Origin of the sequence: Psychromonas aquimarina ATCC BAA-1526, assembly GCF_000428725.1 — a bacterium.
In the GTDB taxonomy this organism is placed as follows: domain Bacteria; phylum Pseudomonadota; class Gammaproteobacteria; order Enterobacterales; family Psychromonadaceae; genus Psychromonas; species Psychromonas aquimarina.
In genome coordinates, this window is the sequence record NZ_AUAM01000007.1 from 223,503 (window position 1) to 243,414 (window position 19,912).

A 19,912-nucleotide genomic window follows, 5' to 3' on the forward strand; every position below is an offset into this window, starting at 1 on the left:
CACATAAGCTTGTTTATATTGAGAATATTTAGCATTAGATCAGCATAAAATAGTTAGTATTTGATATGATGATTAAATCTTTATTTTATCTACAGACACCTGTTAATAGGAATTAAACATGACAATTTCACTAAAAAAAGGGATTCTTAGCGGCCTGGTGGTAATCTCACTAGTATTGTGGTTAATTTCCCTGTGGTGGGGATGGATGCCGTCAACCTATGATGTCAAAACTAAGGTAGCAGAAGAAGCAAAAATCAATAATCATGATATTGTTCCCGGTTACACCACAACCACAACATTGATCGATATCACCAGCTGGTTAACTGAAAAACCAGGCGGTTTTTTAGCAAATGATGTCACCCCTCCCTCGCTGCTGATGGATAATATGCCGGCTTTTGAATACGGCGTACTGGAACAGATCAGAGATTTAACCCTAGTGATGCGCTTAGATTTCAGCCGCTCACAGTCGCAGTCAAGTGGTGATAAAGACTTAGCGGCAGCACAGAGCAAGGTTAATATATCTCATAAAAACTGGGCATTCCCAAGTGCCGAAGGTGAATATAAAAGTGCCGTAGATGCTTTAAAACGTTACCGCAGCAGACTCGCCTCTAAAGATGAAATGGATGCACAGTTTTATACCCGAGCAGATAATTTAAGCGGCTGGCTGCGTGAAGTTGAAAAACGCTTAGGCGCGATCTCTCATAATTTAAGTGCCAGTGTCGGCCATGATCGTTATGATACCACTTTAGCCGGAGACCCTACTGCAAAACAGTCAACCCGGAGTAATGAACAGGTTTCAGTAAAAACGCCCTGGTTTAAGATTGATGATGTATTTTATGAAAGTCGCGGCTCAACCTGGGCGCTTTTACATTTTTTAAAAGCAATAGAGATAGACTTTGAAGATGTATTAGAAAAGAAAAATGCACAGGTGAGTCTGAAACAGATTATTCGTGATTTGGAGTCAACTCAGGATACTGTCTGGAGTCCAATCATTTTAAACGGCAGTGGTTTTGGCCTTGTTGCAAATCACTCATTAGTTATGGCAAATTATGTTTCCCGGGCAAATGCAGCACTTATTGATCTGCGCGCATTGTTAGAGCAGGGTTAGTTTTTAATAATAAGGATTTTTTATGAAAGGTGCAGGCGGCACATCAGGCGGTATTGGTACATTTTTCATCGGTTTAATCATGATGAGCGGTGGTTTTTATCTTTTACTCAATGCTATTTCGGTTACATCAAATTTTGCATTAAGCACACGTTTATACGGATTTTCAGCTGCCGGCGGGCATTTCGGCATTACCAGCGGTATGGTGATGATTCCATTTATCTTCGGCATCGGTTTGATTTTTTATAACAGCAGAAATATTATCGGCTGGTTATTAAGTTTAGGTTCAATAACCGCTTTAATATTCGGCGTGATCTCATCGATTCAGTTTAACTTCAGAAGCATGAGCGCGTTTGATTTAATTACCATACTAGTACTTGCTGTAGGCGGACTTGGTCTGTTTCTACGTAGTTTAAAATCATTTAACGATGTCGATTAACTGTTTATAAGGGAGCAGGCTTATCTGTGAAGTTATTTTACAAAGTAAACTTACCTGCCCTTTTTGCGGCTTTCAAAAAAATGAAGTAATGCCGGTCGATGCCTGCCTTTATTTTTATGAATGTACATGCTGTAAAAAGTTATTAAAACCCAAAGCGGGAGACTGCTGTGTATTTTGCTCCTATGGCACCGTGCAGTGCCCTCCAGTGCAGCAGCACAAATCCTGCTGTCGGAAATAACAGATACAAAAAAGCCGTTAGTAAATTAACGGCTTTAACAAAAATTATAAATAGAAACGTTAATAATTAACGGCTTCAGCAAAATAAACATAGAAACGTTAATAATTAACGGCTTTAACAAAAATTAAAAAATAGAAACGTTAATAATTAACCGCAGCACTTCTTGAATTTTTTACCGCTTCCGCAGCTGCAGGGATCATTACGTTTAGGTAATTTTTCAAAAGTCATCGTTTTAGGTTTATTTAAAAAACCTTCAAGCTCTACAATATTCTCAGCGCAGTCTGCATTCACTTCAATATCAGCAGACAAAGTATTTTCCAGAAGAATCTGTTCAATTTCAGCTTTTCTAACTTCACTGTTTACTGTTAATGTCAGTGGAGCTTCTTTTGTTCCGGCTTTTACAGCACGTTTTGTATTAAACCCATAACTTGAATGTTTGGGTTTTTTCTCTTTCTTACCTTTGAAGAAAAATTTATCTGACATTATAAAACCTATATTTTAAAAATAATTAACAGCGCGAAGCTTACACGAATAGCAGTATAAACGGTAAAGATAAATTCAACTGCACACAGTTTTGTAAAACCTATTAAAAGTTAAACAATCGGCCGGCCTCGATAAATTAATATCGACGGCAGCGCTAAACCAAAACTAAGAGCACCAAGGATAAACAACGTGCGCAGGCCGTTTTCAACAATAACCTGCATCAGCTCCAGGCTGTATCCGCCGGAATTTAATTCAACAATACCGATAATAGTGGTAAATGCATAACTGCCGGGAATCATGGGAATAATAGAAGCAACAGTAAAAACCGGACGGGGAATAAGATGTTTACGCGACCAGTATAATCCTACAAATCCCATGCTGCTAGAGGCGGCTAATGTAGCCCACTCAATAGGGATACCAAAATGCATCAGCAGATGACGAAGGCTGTGTGCAAATGCCCCGCCGACCGCACAGTAAATCAGCATCTTCTTCGGCACATTAAATACCATGGCAAAACCGACGGCCGGGATCCAGGCAAACCAGGCATCAATAATTAATAATTTTAATAATTCCATTAACTTATCCACCCGACAACGCCGGTTAATGTCATCGAAGCAACAATACCAATCGCCACACTAATGCTTAATAATGTTGCAAATACCCAGCGCGCAATACCGGTACTGATATGCCCTTTAAGCATATCGGAAACGGCATTAATCAGCGGAAACCCCGGCACTAATAATAAAACGCAGGCAGCCATCGCAATCTGCGGCTCTTCACCAAAGTCATATATCACCCCGAGGCTGGAAATTGAAGTGGCAACAAAAGCAGCTAATGCAAAATTAACAAAGGGATTATGATGGCGGTGGGCAAGTTCCTGGCGTAATATCATCGCCCCGGCAGAGGCAAAAAAAGTGGTGATATACACAGGCATATCTCCACCAAAAAAATGACTGAAGCTGGCGCATGAAAAACCGATCATCAGCACCACTAACCAGCGGTTGTATTTCATCGGTTTTAAACGCTGTAAACGATCTTTTACCTGAGCTGCATCCATTAACTGCTTTTCAGCCATCACGCAGATCCGCTGTACATCACAGACCATCTGCATATTAATGCCGCGGTCATAACAACGACGGGTAGTGGTTATACAATTGCCGTTAAATAAGCTGGTAATAACAATAGAATCCGAACTGACCGACAGCTCTATACTTTGCGCTCCAAGCGCAGTACCAAGACGCTGTGTTGTCTGCTCAACCAGACGACTTTCAGCACCATGCTGATGTAAAATCTGTCCGGCTTTTACAGCTATTCGTGTTAATTCGGTTTGTTGTTCTCTGCTTAATTCCATTTATCTGCCTTTTGTACAACCGCTAATAAGTTATAACTGCGACTCTGCTAATTTAAGATCTAAGGTCGCTTTTAATAATTTGAATAATAATATAGCAGCATCAATCTCTTCTTTGCGGTTGGTTAAACTTTCAATATTTAATCCTAAAGGAATATCTAAAGGCAGGCAGGCCTGCAGAATCTGTTCAAAATTATTACGACTGATCAGCAATGATTCTTTAAGCGGGTTTTCTGACTGTAAAATACGTAAACTGGTCGCTTCAGGTACCGATATCCCCAGCCACTCAATAAACTCCAGGGTTTTTGCGCTGCCGCATGGCGAAAAAGTCAGTACGACACGCTTGGGTTTAACCCCTTCACTTTTACATTCCAGCGCATAACGAGTCAGCAGATCAATGGTTGCCTGCGCATTATAAACAGCCTGAGAGATAAAAAACTCACAGCCCTGCACTTCCTTAGCACGCAGACGTAAATGTTCATCTCCTTTGCTGATATGACGTTCAGCTATGGTGACACCGCCGAGGTGAAAATCTAAATTATGCTCCTTTAATGTCTGGTAAGCATCTGACAAAGACAGTTTAATTTCACCTTCTGAGGAGGGACTGCCGACTAGAACAATATCGCGCACCGAATACTGATGCCACGCATCAGACAGCCAGTTAGAGAAATCAGCGGCATCGCGCTGCGAAACACTTTTATAAGTGATCACAGGTTTAGTTGATTTATCATGCAGTAATTTTGAATATAAACGCGAGTCGTGAGTATATTTGAAAGGGAAAGGACGCGGCTTATCTATTCGTGATGTTTCATCCTGAATATCATAAACAATCAGTCCGTCATAATCTATCGACTCCAGTCTATTCAGTAATTTATCAGCAATGCCCGATACTAAGGCAATATCAGTATCCTGCTTAGGAGGCGTGGTACCAATAAAATATACCCCTTGTTTGGGGTCACTGGATTTATTCTTTAAAATCGAATCATACATAACAATATTCCTAAACCTATAATAACCATAAATTGTCGCATATCTATGCACTAATTGAAATCAACTCGCTGATAAAGTGAGTCATCAAGAAAACAGCAGCAGGCAATAGTTTTCTGTAAAGTTTTCGCGGTATACTTAAGACCATTACTCATAACAACAATAGAATACTTATGCGCAACCCTCGATTTTATGATCCACAAACTTTAACCCTGTCCAGTGAAATATTACTTGGCGACGATGCCACGCAGCATATTCGGGTTTTACGCTTGAAAGCGGGTGCTGAAATTATTCTCTTTAATGGCTTAGGCGGGCAGTACCAAGCAGTCTTAAAAGATGTACAGAAACGCTCCTGCACTGCGCTTATCACCTCTTTTCAGGAAACCAGTAATGAAAGCCCGCTGCACCTGCATCTAGGACAGGTTATTTCTCGCGGTGAGCGGATGGAATTTGTAATTCAGAAAGCCGTTGAATTAGGCGTTAATGAAATAACGCCGTTATTAAGCGAGCGCTGCGGGGTAAAACTCAATAGAGAACGAATGGAAAAGAAACAGCAGCAGTGGCAGAAAATAGCCATTGCAGCCTGCGAACAATCCGGGCGAAATATTGTACCGACTATTCATGCGACGACGACTTTACAAACCTGGTGTGAAAGTCAGGATCAGGCAGTAAAATTAACCCTTCATCCCCGCGCTGAATATTCAATTAATACTTTACCTGGTGAAATCAGCCATATTCGTTTATTAATCGGCCCGGAAGGCGGATTAACAGATGAAGAAATCACCTTGACTGAAACCCTGAATTTTACCGAGACCTTATTAGGTCCGCGAATTTTGCGTACTGAAACCGCAGCACTTACAGCAATAACAGCTCTGCAGTGCCGTTTTGGTGATCTTGCATAACTATTTACAGCCCCACAAAGGAAAGAAAATGACAATTAAAATCGGTATCGTCATGGATCCAATCTCTGACATTAAAATCCATAAAGACTCTAGTTTCGCAATGTTACTGGAAGCTCAGTCCCGAGGCTGGGAGCTGTATTATTTAGAAATGCAGGATCTGTATCTGGATAACGGGCGCTGTTTCGCCAGCAGTAAAAAACTGAGTGTTCAGCGTGATGCAGATAACTGGTATCAGCTCGAAGAAGCCGTTGATCACCCGCTTTCTGATTTAGATGCAGTGCTGATGCGTAAAGATCCGCCTTTTGATACCGAATATATCTATGCGACTTACCTGTTAGAGCGCGCCGAAGATGAAGGCTGCCTGATTGTTAATAAGCCGCAGAGTTTACGTGATGCCAATGAAAAGCTCTTTACCGCCTGGTTCAGTGAATTCACCCCGACAACTCTAGTGACCCGCAGCACGCAGAAGATCCGTGATTTCCACGCCAAGCACAAAGATGTGATTTTAAAACCCCTTGACGGTATGGGCGGCGCTTCTATTTTCCGAATTAAAGAAAACGATGCTAATATCGGCGTGATCATTGAAACCCTGACGGAGCATCAGCAGCGTTACTGTATGGCACAAGCTTTTATACCGGAGATTAAAAGCGGCGATAAACGCATTTTAATCGTTGACGGTGAACCTATGCCCTATGCATTAGCACGAATACCAGCAAAAGGAGAAACACGCGGTAATCTAGCGGCCGGCGGCAGCGGTGTAGCACAGCCTTTATCGGAAAGTGACTGGCATATTGCAAATACCATCGGACCTAAATTGAAAGAAAAAGGACTTATTTTTGTAGGGCTTGATGTTATCGGTGACAAAGTGACTGAAATTAACGTCACCAGTCCAACTTGTATTCAAGAAATTGATAATGCTTACGGCACCAATATCAGCGCCAAGTTAATGGATGCGATCCAAAAACGCGTTAATAACAGCAAATAAAGATATACTCCAGCCGATTGAAAGTGCAGCATCTTCAATCGGTTTGCTTTTAAAACTATAAAATAAACATAAAAACAGTTATTTGTGCATCATTTATGCTTTATTTATGCACCAGCTGCAGTCAGCTAAACTGAGCAACAAAAACTAAGTAATATCTGTAAATGCTGCCATACTTAATAGTGCGGTAACCTATAAAAGGGAGTATCACATGACAAATATAACAACAAAAAATGATAACCCGGCTATTAAAACCAGCAGTAATGATATGCATAAAAATAGCCATACCAAAGTACTTAGTACTTTAAAAAATCATTTCCTGATTGCCATGCCCTCTTTAACTGATCCCTATTTCAAACAATCCGTAGTTTACGTCTGTGAGCACGATGAAAAAGGTGCCATGGGTTTTATTATTAATTTTCCAGTTAAGTTGACCCTGCAGGAATTATTAAAAAATGTAGAAACTATCACTCATCAACCTGAGCCCCCTTTACTTAACCCGGTATTTTTAGGCGGACCTTTAGAGCTGGAACGCGGTTTTGTATTACACAGCCCGCTCGCCGACAATTCGCAGAGTACACAGTTAAACGAACACCTGATGATGTCTAACTCTAACGCTATCCTGTCTACTTTAGGTACTAAAAATGAGCCTGAAAAATATATGGTCACACTGGGTTATGCCAGCTGGGATTCAGGCCAGCTCGAACAGGAGATGAATGATAATCACTGGCTTACTATTGAAAGTGAAAATGATATTATCTTCAACACCCCGGTAGAACTGCGCTGGAGTGAATCTTTACACCGCTTAGGCATTAACCCTGAGCAGCTTACCACCAGCATAGGTCACGCATAATATACTTGTAATAGTGCGTTCCCTGATATCATAAACTCCCCCATCAATGCAGGGCGATAAAGAACAGATGACAGAACAGATAAAAGCACCATCCAGCCTTTTAGGATTTGACTTCGGCACAAAAAGTATCGGTGTAGCAGCCGGACAGATGATTACCGCAACAGCACAGCCGCTGGCGGCTATTAAAGCGAATGACGGCATCCCGAACTGGGATACTATTGAAAAAGTAATAAGTGACTGGAAGCCTGATTTAGTGGTGGTTGGTCTGCCGCTGAATATGGACGGTACAGAGCAGAAAATAACGCAGCGCGCAAAAAAATTCGCTAATCGTTTAAACGGCCGCTTCGGGGTAAAAACAGCGCTTCAGGATGAACGCTTAACCACGGCAAGCGCTAAAGAATTCATCTTTGCTAACGGCGGTTATAAAGCCCTTGATAAAGGAAAAGTTGACAGTGTCTCTGCAGCCTTGATTCTTGAGAGCTGGATGGAAAGTTATTACGGCTGAGAGACTGTTAAATGATAACAGTAGAACAAAAGCGCATTGCCTTATTACATAAATGCGCTTTTTATTTTCTTCTGCCCAAACGCCCTATTACCCCTGATTAATGCGATCTGCCAGCTCCCGATACTGATCAGAAATAGTATCTCCAGGACAAAACGCATAAGTGGCTCACAAACGCACTTTTTATTTTCTGTTAATCCAGCCTCCCTTTTACCCCTGATTAATGCGATCTGCCAGCTCCCGGTACTGATCTGAAATAGTATCGCCGAACAGCGGATCACTGTATTCATCGTGTAACCACTGCTGCTGCAGAGTAGACCAGTCATCAGGTGATAAACTCTCTTTAATCGCCGGTAAAACTTCCTGCTCTTCATAGGCCAGGTGTGCAGACTGAAATTTTACAAAATCATTTAATTTTTTAATACAATGTTCTTTCGGTACAATCGCATCGAGCAGGATCATATCCAGCAGTTCATCCAGTTCAATGGTGGCTTTAGAAATCAGTTTATGTTCCCGTGATAAACGGTTTGCAACTTCGTCAGGCACAACGCGATATTTCAGATAATACTCATAAATCAAGTCCTCCATCGGATGGTGGTACTTATCTGAATATTCTCTTAAATAAGTAATCATAGCTTTGATTAAACGATAATCGATTTTTTCATCCTGCTCTAATCGGATAATCTTCTTTCTTAAAATACTCAATAATTGATTAATATTGGCATGATCATTACGGATAATCGCTAGCATAATAAATACTCAGTATATGAAAAAGGAAATTATAGTATAACTGTTCAATTTTTATAAACCGCAGAACTAAATCACATTACCAAATAATTGCTGTTTGCCCTGTTTTCGCTAATATTTCATTCACTTGGCTAAAATGACCACATCCCAGAAATCCTCGGTAAGCCGATAACGGTGACGGGTGCGTAGACTTTAGAACAGTATGTTTTTCAGTATCGATTAACTTTTCTTTTTTATGCGCATAACTACCCCATAGTAAAAAAACAACCCCGCTTTGGGACTGATTAATTTTACTGATAGCATTATCAGTAAAGGTCTCCCAGCCTTTGTTAGCATGGCTTCCCGCGCAGGCCTGTTCAACACTTAAAACTGCATTTAACAATAACACCCCCTGCTTTGCCCAGTGCTCTAAATTACCTGATTCAGGTATTTTATAACCACTAATACTCGCATCTAGTTCTTTATACATATTGCGCAGCGAAGGCGGAATTTTTATGCCTTCAGGCACAGAAAAACTCAAACCATGTGCCTGGCCTTCTCCATGATATGGATCCTGTCCTAAAATAACTACTTTGACTTTTTCTAACGGTGTTAAATCAAAAGCATGAAAGCGCAGCTGTGCCGGCGGGTATATTATTTTACCTAAAGACTCCTGCTCAGATAAAAAACTCTGCAGTTCCTGAAAATAGGCCCTGTTTTTTTGCTCATTTAAAAATTCATTCCAACTCATTTATTTTTCCTTTTTTTCAACACATACCAGAATACAATTTTAAGCAACTGTTAAAAAACAACTTTATTGCAGCATTTATTTAATACTGAATTCTGAAATATAATAACACCACGCAAAATTGATATAAAACAACTTTGCAAGCCGTGCCAGCAATGGCCTCGCAAAATGCATTGACACTACTCAACAAAAACACAATTAACCCTTAATAAAAATATGTGAATATTGATTTACATCAATCAATTCAGACCATATAATCAACTCAGATTTATTAATTGCAGTAACAAAATGAACCTTTGTTACAGAACTGTAATTTCATTACACACTTTTATATTAACCTTAAATAAGGAGCTTATCATGGCTTTTGGTATCCAAATCACTAAATCTGAAAATGCATCTCTACTTAACTCTTTCTGGTTATTAGACGAAGCAAATGCTCAAGCACGCTGTTTATGTGTTAAAGATAATGCTTACGCTGAAGATCAAGTTGTATCTATCGCTGATTTAGGTGATATCGAGTACAAAGAAATTGCAGTTCAAGCACCGGCAGCACAAGAAGGCGGTCAGCATCTAAACGTTAATGTTTTACGTCGTGAAACTTTAGAAGATGCAATTAAACACCCGGAAAATTACCCGCAGTTAACAATTCGTGTATCTGGTTATGCAGTTCGCTTTAACTCTTTGACTCCTGAACAACAGCAGGATGTATTAACACGTACATTTACTGAGTCTCTATAATCGTTTACTGATTATCGGATAAGACTGAACAGGGAAGCTGATGCTTCCCTTTTTTATGTCTGTACTAAAGGTTAAAGCGTTCGCTTTAACTCTGCTATACCTACTACATGGCAGAACAGCAGCAGGACGCATTAACTCGTACATTTACTGAGTCCCTATAATTATTTGCTGGTAAATAAAAAGGGAAGTCAATGACTTCCCTTTTTTACAACTAAGTTAATCTTATTTCCGATAACGGATCAGACCTTCCTGAATAGTAGAGGCTACCAGTTTACCGTCTCGTCGAAAAAACTGACCTTTAACTAAACCACGACCATCGGCAGCTACGGTACTTTCAACTGAATATAATAACCATTCATCTAAACGAAAATCATGGTGGAACCACATCGAATGATCCACCGTAACAACCTGCATACCGTCAGTTAAATAGGAAACGCCATGCGGCTGCAGCGCCGTCGGTAAAAAATTAAAATCAGAAGAATAAGCCAGTAAATAACGATGGATGCGTAAATCATCGGGCATTTTACCATTCGCTTTAAACCAGACTAAGCGTTTTGCAGGCTCGATTTCAGGTTCAATAGGATTAACAAATGTCACCGGACGCATCTCAATCGGTTTTTCACAGACTAGTTTGTCGCGAATAGAATCCGGCAGCATCTCCGTATGAATCAATGCCATCTCCTGCTCGGAAATTAACGCATCGGGATCCGGTGCATTGGGCATTTGATCCTGATGCTCAAAGCCTTTTTCTTTAGCTTTAAACGAAGCTGTCATATAAAAAATGGGCTTACCGTCTTGAATCGCTTTGATACGTCTTGCAGAAAGCGTATGGCCGTCACGGATCCGTTCTACATCATAAACAATAGGTTTATCGGTTTTACCTGGACGCAGAAAATATGAGTGAAAAGAATGCACCTGGTGCTTAGGCTCAACAGTTTCTTTGGCGGCAGAAATTGCCTGCCCCATCACCTGTCCGCCAAAAACGGCACCGAATCCTAGATCCTGACTTCCGCCGCGGAATAAATTTTCTTCTAACTTCTCTAAACTCAGCTGATCTAAGAGATCATTTAATACTTTACCCATTTTTAGCTCCAAAAAAAAGAGCGGATAAACCGCCCTTTATTATATCCAGCCTGCTTAAAGAGACATCTTCAGGCAGCCTGGTTATATTTGCAATATATGTCTTATAAGGACATTAATAATTCACGTACTTTTGCAAAATCAACCGGGAACTCTTTAGAAAGTAAATCTAAATCAGCGCGTGAAGCAAGCTCTTCAGGAATGAAAATATCACGTCCTAAAATATCTTCAACGCTCTCTTTAAATTTTGCCGGATGTGCAGTACATAAGAATAAACCTGTTTCACCTGGTTTCAACTGTTTTGTTAACTCACTGTATGCAATTGCGCCGTGCGGCTCACATAAGTAAGCTAAATTATCCAGTTCAATTAATGCTTCTTTAGTTTGTGCATCGTTGAGCTTGCCGTAACCAAGTTCAGATAAAGACCAGCCTTTAACTTTAAATAACTCTTCAATACGCGGCCAGTTATTAGGTGCACTTACATCCATCGCATTAGAAAGTGTTGCAACAGTCGCTTTTGGTGCCCATTCTCCACCCGCTAAATAACGCGGTACCGTATCATTTTCATTAGTTGCTGCAACAAAACGTTTAATCGGCAGACCTAATGATTTTGCTAATAAACCCGCAGTTAAGTCACCAAAGTTACCGCTTGGTACAGAAACCACTAAGTTTTCACGCTGCGCTGCGCTTAGCTGTGCAAAAGCTTCAAAATAATAGCAGATCTGCGCAAATAAGCGGCTGATATTAATTGAATTTGCAGAATTTAGACCTACGGCTTGTTTTAATTCCTGATCATCAAAGGCCTGTTTGACCATTGCCTGACAGTCATCAAATGTACCTTCAACAGCAACCGTGGTGATATTACCGCCTAGTGTACAAAACAGCTTTTCCTGTAACGGACTGATTTTTCCTTTCGGATAAAGCACAACAACATTGATATTTTCCATATTGTAAAATGCATGGGCAACCGCTGCACCGGTATCACCTGATGTTGCCGTTAAAATAGTAATTTTACCATCATCTTTAAACTGCGCTAAACACTGTGCCATAAAACGGCCGCCGAAATCTTTAAATGCTAAAGTCGGGCCGTGGAACAATTCTAACGCATTAATATTATCCGTCACTTTTTTAACCGGCGCTTCAAAAGTAAATGCTTTTGCTACAATACTATGAACAACTTCTCTGCTTAATTCATCACCAATTAAATGTGATAAGACTTCCGTTGAACGGTCAACTAAGTTCATTTCTAAAAGTGCATCAATATTGCTCAGCGGTGTGATCGTTTCCGGGAAGAATAGCCCCTGTCCGCGTCCCAGTCCCTGCTTTACAGCTTGTTGAAAGTTGACTTGCTCACTGCTGTCTTTGATGTTGTATAAATTCATAGTTCTGTTCCTAACACGCGCGCGCCTTGTTCATCAAGACGGCAGATATGACAAAAACCTTCATCGTTCTGAAGGAAGTTTTCCGTTAACCAGTTTTGTAAAGACTGAGCTTGTATCAGATCGGTCATTACAGCAAAAACTGTTGGACCCGACCCTGAAATTCCCATGGCTAAAGCGCCGCTTTGCTCAGCAAAAAGACGAGCTTGTTTAAATCCAGGGATAAGTTGTGAGCGGTATGGTTCAGCAATCACATCTTTAAGCATTTTAGCAGCAAGATCAGGCTGATTACTGTAACTGGCATGCACAAATGCGCCCAGACGGCGGCCGTAAGTCAGCGTTTCACTTAAACGATACTGTGCCGGCAGAATATCACGCGCAGCCGAAGTTGAAATAGTAATGCCCGGATAAGCAACCACCCAGTACCACTCTTTAAAAGAGGGGATCGTCTGGCTGATAATATCATCTTCGTTGATCATCAGCTGCATACCGCCAAGGTAGCAGGGGGCGACATTATCATAATGCACACTGCCGCTGATCTGCCCTTCCATCTCTCCCATTAAAGCCAGCATAGTGGTTTCATCAAGCAGGTAATCATGCCATGCATTTAACGCTTCTAGTGCGGCAACAATAGAGCTGGAACTTGAGCCTAAACCGCTGCCGACCGGTAAATTTTTCTCCAGAGTCATTTTTACCGGCAGAATCTCTTTGTTAAGTTTACCAATAGCGGCTTTGTAACCTAAGTAACACTGGTAAACAATATTACTTTCAGAATCACTTGGTAATTTATGCGCATAAGGGCCGATACACTCTAAAGAGAAACCGTAGTCACCGGTTGATATTTTTACACGGTCACCTAATAATTCGCCGCTGATCGGTGCAAGCGCACCGCCTAAAACATCAAAACCGACACTGACATTGGCTGTTGATGCCGGAGCATAAGCTACAACACTCATACTAAACCTCCTGTTTCCAGTTCAATGTGCGCAGTACATCGGCAAATACACCGGCAGCCGTCACTTCAGTACCTGCACCGTAACCACGCAATACCAGCGGGATAGGCTGGTAATACTGGCTGTAAAATGCCAGCGCATTCTCACCGTCTTTTACTTTATTAAGCGGATCATCTGCATCAACCGCCTTAATACTGCACTTACATTTACCGCCTTCGATACTGCCGATATAGCGCAGTACCTGACCTTTCTCATTAGCTTTTTCCTGAAGCTCTGCAAAATACTTATCAGCTTCCGGCAGACGCGCCATAAACTGCTCAACGGTACCTGTATCATCAAAACCAGGCGGCAGTGCCTGTTCAATTTCTACATCGTCCAGTGATAAATCCATACCCGCTTCACGAGCTAAAATCAGCAGCTTACGTGCCACATCAGTACCGCTTAAATCATCTCGAGGATCCGGCTCGGTAAAGCCGAGATTACGTGCTTCCGTTGTCACTTCAGAGAATGATAAACCATCATCTAACTTCCCGAATATAAATGATAAGGAACCCGATAAAATACCGTTAAATTTAACCAGCTGATCCCCGGCATTAAACAGATTCTGCATATTTTCAATAACCGGCAGACCTGCCCCGACATTCGTATCGTAAAGGAATTTACGGCGTTTCATTAAAGCTGTTAAGCGCAGCTGGTGATAATAGTCCATGCTGCTGGTATTGGCTTTTTTATTTGCAGTTACCACATGGAAACCCGCGCCTAAAAAGTCTACATAGCGCGCGGCAATGGCATCATTACTTGTACAGTCAACAATCACCGGATTAATAATATGCGAGTCATTTACCAGCGACTGCATAGCGGCTAAAGAAAGCTCATCGTCAGCATCTTTCATCAGATCCCGCCAGTTGCTTAACTCTATGCCCTGATCATCTAATAACATAGCGCGGCTGTTAGCAATACCGCAGACCCGGATTTGTATATTACTCTCGGATAAATGCTCCTGCTGACGATAAACCTGGTCAACCAGCGCACCGCCTACTCCGCCGCAGCCGATCAGGAACATATCAATATACTGTACACTGCGGAAGAAATTCTGATGACAGGCAATCACAGCTTCCTGCGCTTTTTTCTCAGATACAACTGCAGAAATAGAACGTTCCGAAGAGCCCTGCGCAAGCGCAGTAATATTTATAGAAGCTTCAGTTAACGCCATTAAGAAACGCGCGGCAACTCCTTTGGCTTTCTTCATTCCGTCACCGACTAGTGAAATAATCGCCTGTTTGTCGATTACGTCGATCGGCTCCAGTAAATTGTTCTTAAACTCTAAAGCAAACTCTTCGTTCAGCGCCTCTAGTGCTTTCGGCGTATCAACAGAATAGATACAAAAACTTAAACTGTATTCAGACGAAGACTGAGTGATCAGAATAATTGAAACACCTGAACGTGATACAGTTGAGAAAATGCGCCCCGCCATACCAACGATACCTTTCATACCAGGGCCTGAAACACTTAACATGCTTAAACCTTTAAGATCAGAAATACCTTTCACCTGTATCTCCTCATCACCGTGCTCTGCACCGATCAATGTTCCATCAGCCTGAGGGTTATGGGTATTTTTTATTAAACATGGAATATGGTGCTGGGCAATCGGCGCAATAGTTTTCGGGTGCAGTACTTTGGCACCGAAGTAAGAAAGCTCCATCGCTTCAGCATAGCTTAATGAACTCAGTAATTTTGCATCATTTACTAAACGCGGATCGCAGCTGTAAACACCGTCTACATCAGTCCAGATTTCACAGCACTGCGCTTTTAAACAGGCGGCTAATACAGCAGCTGAATAATCAGAGCCGTTACGGCCCAGCACCAGCGTCTCACCTTGTTCATTACCAGCGGTAAAACCCGGCATAAGGTACACGGCATTTTTAACAATCGCCTTTTTTTCAAACAGAGCGCGTGAGGCTTCAATATCGATCTGCGCTTCCAGATAACCGCCCTTGTAGGCAATTAGCATTTCCTGTGGTTTAATTACTTCAACCACATGGCCCTTAGCAATTAAAAGCTGCTTCATACAGGCGATGCTGAGCAGTTCACCTTTACTTAAAATCTGTGCTTCGATACTTGCCGGGCATTGCGCTAATAAACGCACCCCTTCCAGCAGGTCACTCAAATGTGACAATTCACGTTCAAAAACGGTTTTCAGCAGATCATCGGCAAATTCACTATAACTGCTTTTTAAACCTTTAATTAACTCGGCAAAAATCCGCTGAATATCGACTAAATGACTTTCAGCAGATAAACCATGACTGGTTTTTTCAACGATAGCCACTAGATTATTGGTTACGCCTGCTGGCGCCGATAAAACCAAAGCGATTTGTGATTGAAGCTGGTTATTGATAACAATATCAGCAACTTGATTGAAACGTTCGGCATTTGCTAACGATGTGCCGCCAAATTTAAGTACGCGCATTCGTACTCCCCCTGCTTTAATACAAAAAAACCCGCAGGTAAACGCGGGTTCAGAAAAAGGTATGATTCATTTCATTAATTTAACAGCAGCCGAAGACCTCTTATAAAAGGGCCCGGAATAGAAATTAAATTGATGAAATAAGACATAATCCATAGTGTAGTTTTTTACTTTAATTATTATTAAAAAATCTTGTATAACCAAACTACTTGAAAATTAAGAAATCAGCAAGTAGAGAAGAAACAAAATTTTGCAAATAAAATCGAAGTTTTTACGGATGCAGATAAATACCTCATTTTATCTGCATAAAGCAGCGCTAGGGAGCAGAGTCGCCGGAATCGGCTTGCTGCAGGCAGTCAACACACTATTTTCAGCACAAATTTCTATTCATATTAACTATTAATCCGATTTAACAAAGCCTTATCCCGATAGAAACTGCCTGCTTGGAACACTGAGACTTTTCTGCCAAAAATGAATATTTCAGACATATTTTCTTTTCTAACCGTGATTTTTATAAATCAGCATAGTTAATGCCCGATAAAATAGTACTCACACTCCCTCCGGCAGTTGATGCACATCAATGATTAACATCTATTTGTGCCCCTTCACCTACAATATAGTTGTTATCTAGATGTTAAGTTATTATAGTTAATCGCATATTAGAAGAGAATTACTGCGCAGCTTGTCTCATTTAGATGTTGTATTATTTGAAGCAGCACTAGTTTCCTTCGTAAGAACCCCAATTATGTAAAATATTTGTTTAAAAAAGCAATTAAACGTTAACTATTTAAAAATAAAATATATATGACTGATTTTTAACTGTCTTTGATTTAACGTTTTCAGGAGATTTCAGCTTTTTTACTTAGGGATATACAAGATTCAAAATAAAGGAGTACCCCATGTCAACAGCAAACATACTTATTGTTGAAGATGAATTAGTAACACGAAATACTTTGAAGAGTGTCTTTGAAGCTGAAGGTTACAATGTATTAGAAGCAAACGATGGTGATGAAATGCACCAGGCGATCAAAGAAAATAATATCAACCTGATTATTATGGACATTAATCTGCCGGGTAAAAACGGCTTGTTATTAGCAAGAGAGCTGCGTGAAAACCAGAACATTGCGCTTATATTCTTAACAGGCCGTGATAACGAAGTAGATAAAATTCTAGGCTTAGAAATTGGTGCAGATGATTATATTACTAAACCATTTAACCCTAGAGAATTAACTATTCGTACACGCAATCTACTGACTCGTACCATGCAGGATAATCTTTATTTTGAAGAAGTACGTCAAAAAGTAGAAAACTATAAATTTAACGGCTGGACACTTGAGATTGACAGCCGCTCATTAATCAGCCCGAATGGTGATGTTTTCAAATTACCACGCAGTGAATTCAGAGCGATTCTGCATTTCATTGAAAACCCAGGCAAAATTCAGACTCGTGCTGACTTGTTAATGAAAATGACCGGCCGTGAATTAAAAGCACATGACCGTACTGTAGATGTAACTATCCGCCGCATCCGTAAGCACTTTGAGAGCATTCCGGAAGCACCGGAGATTATTGCCACTATCCATGGTGAAGGTTACCGTTTCTGCGGTGAAATTGAATAAGCTGTAGTTAAACTCAATAACCTGCAGCATAAAATAAAAACCGATGACAAATATCATCGGTTTTTTTGTATCCGGCAGATAAAAAACTGTTAAACAACCTTAGCTTTTAATAACACTGCGCGGCTGTTTAATCCCGCTTTTAAAAAAACCTTACATTGATTTTCTGCTCCACTGGATAACCTTTCTCCCGTCCAGTAATCGCACCATTCACCGCTCTGCTCGCTACTTAATACAACTTCTCGACTATGCTGTTCCTGATAATTAAAGAGCAGGTGCAGTTTACCCTCCGAGCCGTAGTTCAATACGGCATGGGACATGGTCAAGTCAGAAAACACTGCTGCTGACTGAGTAATTCCCTGTCTTTTAATTAGAGCCGATAAACTCGTGCGGGCAAAATCATCTAAATGATATAAAGGATCACCAGAGAGCAGTAAACCGCCGCAGGCGAGCAGTACATCGCGGTGAAAGTGATAGTTTTCCGAAGTGGTGCCCTGACCTTCTATCGAAATCAGTGTGGCGCAGTCAGGATCAATCTGCCACAAACGTCTATGCTGCCAGCTGCGCTGAAAGGTTTCTTTCGCTATCTGAGCAAAACGGTGCCCCTGTCGTTCGACATCATCTGAAACACGCATTGCATCCACGAGTCCCAGTGAAGGCCACATAGGCGCATTACAACCTAATAGCCAGGCATCACCTGCACCTTCGGCTATCGCCTGCATACCCATACGATAAGCCTGTACACCGGTTACTGCACTTTGATGCCGCTGACCTTTTAAAGTCCCCCAGTAATTCGCATCGAGTTTAAACAGCTCAACTCCCCAGTCTTCGCGCATAATACGTACAATACGGGTCAAATGAGCACAAACTTGCGGATGACTGCAGTCAAGGATATACCAGGGCGTGCAGCGCCAGCCTCCGTAAGTAACCTCTTCCGCTTTAAGCAGCTCACCGTTACTGTTTCTGACAAACCATTCAGGGTGCTCTTTAAATACATTAGACTCAGCCTGCGCAATAAAAGGCGCCATCCAGATAGCAGGTTTCTTACCCTTAGCTTTTATCTCTTCGATCAACTGTTTCACACCGCCGGAAAAATGATCCGAGGGTGTTAACCAGTCCCCCATAAACGCCTGATAACCGTCGTCTAATAATACCCATTCTACAGCATCAAGCTGACCGCTCATCTGATCTACATTTTGATGAATATTCTGCTCAGAGACCCCTGCATAATAGGCGTACCATGAACACCACCCGACAGGAGCTTTTTGCGTAACTCCCGAACGAGGCAGATGATTAAACGCGGTTAGTTGAGTAAAACGTAAATACAGAGCATTAACATCGCTTCCCTGCAGAGCAGTAATCGATTCTAACGGGCTTTTATCCTGGCGGGCCTGTTGTAAAATCGTTGTATTTTCTGCATCAATACAAGCTTTCACTGTATTTCCATTAAATTCAAAATAACCTGAGAAACGATGACATGATGTAAAACCCAGCAGAATATACTGTTCGTTATCTTCAATCACCAGGTAGTTATAATAACGTTTCGGTGCATTCTGTGAATAAATCCGGTAACTGTCATTGTTATCCGGGCAGCGTCCGACATCAAGCGGCTGATTCAGCGTACCGGCCGTTTGCGCGAGCATTTGAAAACCATCTCCAAGCACTTGAGCGCTGCCGTTAAGCGGAAAAGTAAACTCAACAAGAGCATACTGTTCAGAGCCAGCCGCAGACGTATCAGAGCCAGCCGCAGACGTATCAGAATCAGAGAATGTAGCAGAAAGCACTTCCCCGTCTAAACGGTAACAAAGCTCCTCTGATAATGCGCGGGCAGATAAGCCGCAGGGAAATATTATTGCTGATTCTGTATTTAAACATGCAGTGTTCACGGGCTATATCCTATTTTATGGTGGTAACTGACATTAGCATATATTTACGAAAAGTTATGCTTGCGAGGCGGTATGGAGGAAATACAGCAGTGAGGTCAGCGTAGCATGCTGCCATCTATTGATTAATCCCATTGCGCATAAATTAACAGTAATACCAATCCCATTAATTTTGTGATCTAATATGAGCTCTTCAAAGGAGCACATATGATCCCAGATTTTCCTAACCTTATTCAATCCACATCCAATGCTAGATTACGAATGAGATTATTAGCCGTTTCTCATTTCGTTGATGGAAAGAATCGAACTGAAATAGCAAGATTTTTAAAAGTAAGCCGTGTAAGTGTGAATAAGTGGGTTAAAGCCTATTTAGATTTTGGGGTTGATGGACTTTTTGAAAAAACGCATACCGGAAGACCTTCTCGATTAACCGCAGATCAGAAAATACAAATAAAGCAATACATAACAGAAAATGCTATTAAACCAACA

At 41.2% G+C, this 19,912-nt stretch carries 21 protein-coding genes; 10 read left to right on the top strand and 11 right to left on the bottom strand.

Features of this window, described 5'->3' with window-relative positions:
* Positions 1–118: 118 nt before the first annotated feature.
* From G337_RS0101025 to G337_RS29125, 3 genes are read left to right on the top strand one after another with little or no spacing between them, the layout of a single operon-like run.
* Positions 119–1,108, top strand: coding sequence for a DUF2333 family protein (locus tag G337_RS0101025; RefSeq protein ID WP_028862222.1), 990 nt, complete (start codon positions 119–121; stop codon positions 1,106–1,108).
* Positions 1,109–1,130: 22 nt separating this feature from the next.
* Positions 1,131–1,544 carry a hypothetical protein gene (locus G337_RS0101030; protein WP_028862223.1) on the top strand — a complete coding sequence of 138 codons (414 nt, stop codon included), beginning with the start codon at positions 1,131–1,133 and terminating at the stop codon, positions 1,542–1,544.
* Between the two features lie 34 nt (positions 1,545–1,578).
* Positions 1,579–1,782, top strand: coding sequence for a GDCCVxC domain-containing (seleno)protein (locus tag G337_RS29125; protein WP_483826408.1), 204 nt, complete (start codon positions 1,579–1,581; stop codon positions 1,780–1,782).
* A gap of 147 nt (positions 1,783–1,929) precedes the next feature.
* Here the strand turns inward: G337_RS29125 and G337_RS0101035 are convergent, their stop codons facing one another.
* The 4 genes from G337_RS0101035 to G337_RS0101050 all read right to left on the bottom strand — a co-directional run bounded on the left by G337_RS0101035 (position 1,930) and on the right by G337_RS0101050 (position 4,603).
* Positions 1,930–2,265 (bottom strand): PBPRA1643 family SWIM/SEC-C metal-binding motif protein, encoded by a 336-nt coding sequence (locus G337_RS0101035; RefSeq protein WP_028862224.1) that lies wholly within the window; start codon positions 2,263–2,265, stop codon positions 1,930–1,932.
* Positions 2,266–2,375: 110 nt separating this feature from the next.
* The gene (locus tag G337_RS0101040; RefSeq protein ID WP_028862225.1) at positions 2,376–2,840 is read right to left on the bottom strand and encodes a threonine/serine exporter family protein; all 465 of its coding nucleotides are present in this window, start codon (positions 2,838–2,840) and stop codon (positions 2,376–2,378) included.
* Entirely contained in the window at positions 2,840–3,616 is a 777-nt protein-coding gene (locus tag G337_RS0101045; RefSeq protein ID WP_028862226.1) for a threonine/serine exporter family protein, read from the bottom strand. Before G337_RS0101045 ends, G337_RS0101040 begins: the two co-directional genes overlap by 1 nt.
* 30 nt (positions 3,617–3,646) lie before the next feature.
* Complete coding sequence (locus G337_RS0101050; RefSeq protein WP_028862227.1) at positions 3,647–4,603, bottom strand: methylenetetrahydrofolate reductase; 957 nt, start codon at positions 4,601–4,603, stop codon at positions 3,647–3,649.
* A 170-nt stretch (positions 4,604–4,773) separates the two neighbouring features.
* Here G337_RS0101050 and rsmE point away from each other — a divergent pair, with 170 nt between their 5' ends.
* From rsmE to ruvX, 4 genes are all read left to right on the top strand, one after another.
* Positions 4,774–5,502 (top strand): 16S rRNA (uracil(1498)-N(3))-methyltransferase, encoded by a 729-nt coding sequence (gene rsmE / locus G337_RS0101055; protein WP_028862228.1) that lies wholly within the window; start codon positions 4,774–4,776, stop codon positions 5,500–5,502.
* 28 nt (positions 5,503–5,530) lie between these two features.
* The gene (gene gshB, locus G337_RS0101060) at positions 5,531–6,487 is read left to right on the top strand and encodes a glutathione synthase (RefSeq protein ID WP_028862229.1); all 957 of its coding nucleotides are present in this window, start codon (positions 5,531–5,533) and stop codon (positions 6,485–6,487) included.
* Between the two features lie 208 nt (positions 6,488–6,695).
* On the top strand, positions 6,696–7,337 hold the full coding sequence (locus tag G337_RS0101065; RefSeq protein ID WP_211235771.1) for a YqgE/AlgH family protein: 642 nt from the start codon (positions 6,696–6,698) through the stop codon (positions 7,335–7,337).
* A 67-nt stretch (positions 7,338–7,404) separates the two neighbouring features.
* The gene (ruvX, locus tag G337_RS0101070) at positions 7,405–7,842 is read left to right on the top strand and encodes a Holliday junction resolvase RuvX (RefSeq protein WP_028862231.1); all 438 of its coding nucleotides are present in this window, start codon (positions 7,405–7,407) and stop codon (positions 7,840–7,842) included.
* A 207-nt stretch (positions 7,843–8,049) separates the two neighbouring features.
* On the opposite strand, the gene G337_RS0101075 is transcribed toward ruvX, so the two are convergent.
* Both G337_RS0101075 and ung read right to left on the bottom strand, forming a co-directional pair.
* Positions 8,050–8,589, bottom strand: coding sequence for a hemerythrin domain-containing protein (locus tag G337_RS0101075; RefSeq protein ID WP_028862232.1), 540 nt, complete (start codon positions 8,587–8,589; stop codon positions 8,050–8,052).
* Positions 8,590–8,665: 76 nt separating this feature from the next.
* Positions 8,666–9,316, bottom strand: a complete 651-nt coding sequence (gene ung / locus G337_RS0101080) for a uracil-DNA glycosylase (protein ID WP_028862233.1) — start codon at positions 9,314–9,316, stop codon at positions 8,666–8,668.
* Between the two features lie 354 nt (positions 9,317–9,670).
* Here ung and grcA point away from each other — a divergent pair, with 354 nt between their 5' ends.
* Positions 9,671–10,051 (top strand): autonomous glycyl radical cofactor GrcA, encoded by a 381-nt coding sequence (gene grcA / locus G337_RS0101085; RefSeq protein WP_019613272.1) that lies wholly within the window; start codon positions 9,671–9,673, stop codon positions 10,049–10,051.
* Between the two features lie 222 nt (positions 10,052–10,273).
* Here the strand turns inward: grcA and tesB are convergent, their stop codons facing one another.
* From tesB to thrA, 4 genes are all read right to left on the bottom strand, one after another.
* Positions 10,274–11,134 carry an acyl-CoA thioesterase II gene (tesB, locus tag G337_RS0101090; protein WP_028862234.1) on the bottom strand — a complete coding sequence of 287 codons (861 nt, stop codon included), beginning with the start codon at positions 11,132–11,134 and terminating at the stop codon, positions 10,274–10,276.
* Positions 11,135–11,235: 101 nt separating this feature from the next.
* Entirely contained in the window at positions 11,236–12,513 is a 1,278-nt protein-coding gene (gene thrC / locus G337_RS0101095) for a threonine synthase (RefSeq protein WP_028862235.1), read from the bottom strand.
* Positions 12,510–13,466, bottom strand: a complete 957-nt coding sequence (thrB, locus tag G337_RS0101100; RefSeq protein ID WP_028862236.1) for a homoserine kinase — start codon at positions 13,464–13,466, stop codon at positions 12,510–12,512. Before thrB ends, thrC begins: the two co-directional genes overlap by 4 nt.
* Before the next feature lies 1 nt (position 13,467).
* On the bottom strand, positions 13,468–15,930 hold the full coding sequence (gene thrA, locus G337_RS0101105; protein WP_028862237.1) for a bifunctional aspartate kinase/homoserine dehydrogenase I: 2,463 nt from the start codon (positions 15,928–15,930) through the stop codon (positions 13,468–13,470).
* An 896-nt stretch (positions 15,931–16,826) separates the two neighbouring features.
* Between thrA and arcA the strand changes: the two genes are divergently transcribed.
* Positions 16,827–17,543 (top strand): two-component system response regulator ArcA, encoded by a 717-nt coding sequence (gene arcA / locus G337_RS0101110; protein WP_019613267.1) that lies wholly within the window; start codon positions 16,827–16,829, stop codon positions 17,541–17,543.
* Positions 17,544–17,632: 89 nt separating this feature from the next.
* Here arcA and G337_RS0101115 read toward each other — a convergent pair whose 3' ends face one another.
* The gene (locus G337_RS0101115; protein WP_028862238.1) at positions 17,633–19,426 is read right to left on the bottom strand and encodes a glycoside hydrolase family 36 protein; all 1,794 of its coding nucleotides are present in this window, start codon (positions 19,424–19,426) and stop codon (positions 17,633–17,635) included.
* 204 nt (positions 19,427–19,630) lie between these two features.
* Between G337_RS0101115 and G337_RS0101120 the strand changes: the two genes are divergently transcribed.
* Positions 19,631–19,912, top strand: a 282-nt coding sequence (locus tag G337_RS0101120; protein ID WP_028862239.1) for a helix-turn-helix domain-containing protein, incomplete at its 3' end; no start/stop codon positions are given.

What these genes read in the sequence shown, in the direction of transcription:
- G337_RS0101040 (WP_028862225.1), bottom strand. Translation starts at nt 2,840, where the DNA reads ATGGAATTATTAAAATTATTAATTATTGATGCCTGGTTTGCCTGGATC.
- thrA (WP_028862237.1), bottom strand. Translation starts at nt 15,930, where the DNA reads ATGCGCGTACTTAAATTTGGCGGCACATCGTTAGCAAATGCCGAACGT.
- G337_RS0101075 (WP_028862232.1), bottom strand. Translation starts at nt 8,589, where the DNA reads ATGCTAGCGATTATCCGTAATGATCATGCCAATATTAATCAATTATTG.
- ruvX (WP_028862231.1), top strand. Translation starts at nt 7,405, where the DNA reads ATGACAGAACAGATAAAAGCACCATCCAGCCTTTTAGGATTTGACTTC.
- arcA (WP_019613267.1), top strand. Translation starts at nt 16,827, where the DNA reads ATGTCAACAGCAAACATACTTATTGTTGAAGATGAATTAGTAACACGA.
- gshB (WP_028862229.1), top strand. Translation starts at nt 5,531, where the DNA reads ATGACAATTAAAATCGGTATCGTCATGGATCCAATCTCTGACATTAAA.
- thrC (WP_028862235.1), bottom strand. Translation starts at nt 12,513, where the DNA reads ATGAATTTATACAACATCAAAGACAGCAGTGAGCAAGTCAACTTTCAA.
- grcA (WP_019613272.1), top strand. Translation starts at nt 9,671, where the DNA reads ATGGCTTTTGGTATCCAAATCACTAAATCTGAAAATGCATCTCTACTT.
- G337_RS0101050 (WP_028862227.1), bottom strand. Translation starts at nt 4,603, where the DNA reads ATGTATGATTCGATTTTAAAGAATAAATCCAGTGACCCCAAACAAGGG.
- G337_RS0101045 (WP_028862226.1), bottom strand. Translation starts at nt 3,616, where the DNA reads ATGGAATTAAGCAGAGAACAACAAACCGAATTAACACGAATAGCTGTA.
- G337_RS0101035 (WP_028862224.1), bottom strand. Translation starts at nt 2,265, where the DNA reads ATGTCAGATAAATTTTTCTTCAAAGGTAAGAAAGAGAAAAAACCCAAA.
- G337_RS0101065 (WP_211235771.1), top strand. Translation starts at nt 6,696, where the DNA reads ATGACAAATATAACAACAAAAAATGATAACCCGGCTATTAAAACCAGC.
- ung (WP_028862233.1), bottom strand. Translation starts at nt 9,316, where the DNA reads ATGAGTTGGAATGAATTTTTAAATGAGCAAAAAAACAGGGCCTATTTT.
- rsmE (WP_028862228.1), top strand. Translation starts at nt 4,774, where the DNA reads ATGCGCAACCCTCGATTTTATGATCCACAAACTTTAACCCTGTCCAGT.
- tesB (WP_028862234.1), bottom strand. Translation starts at nt 11,134, where the DNA reads ATGGGTAAAGTATTAAATGATCTCTTAGATCAGCTGAGTTTAGAGAAG.
- G337_RS0101025 (WP_028862222.1), top strand. Translation starts at nt 119, where the DNA reads ATGACAATTTCACTAAAAAAAGGGATTCTTAGCGGCCTGGTGGTAATC.
- thrB (WP_028862236.1), bottom strand. Translation starts at nt 13,466, where the DNA reads ATGAGTGTTGTAGCTTATGCTCCGGCATCAACAGCCAATGTCAGTGTC.
- G337_RS0101030 (WP_028862223.1), top strand. Translation starts at nt 1,131, where the DNA reads ATGAAAGGTGCAGGCGGCACATCAGGCGGTATTGGTACATTTTTCATC.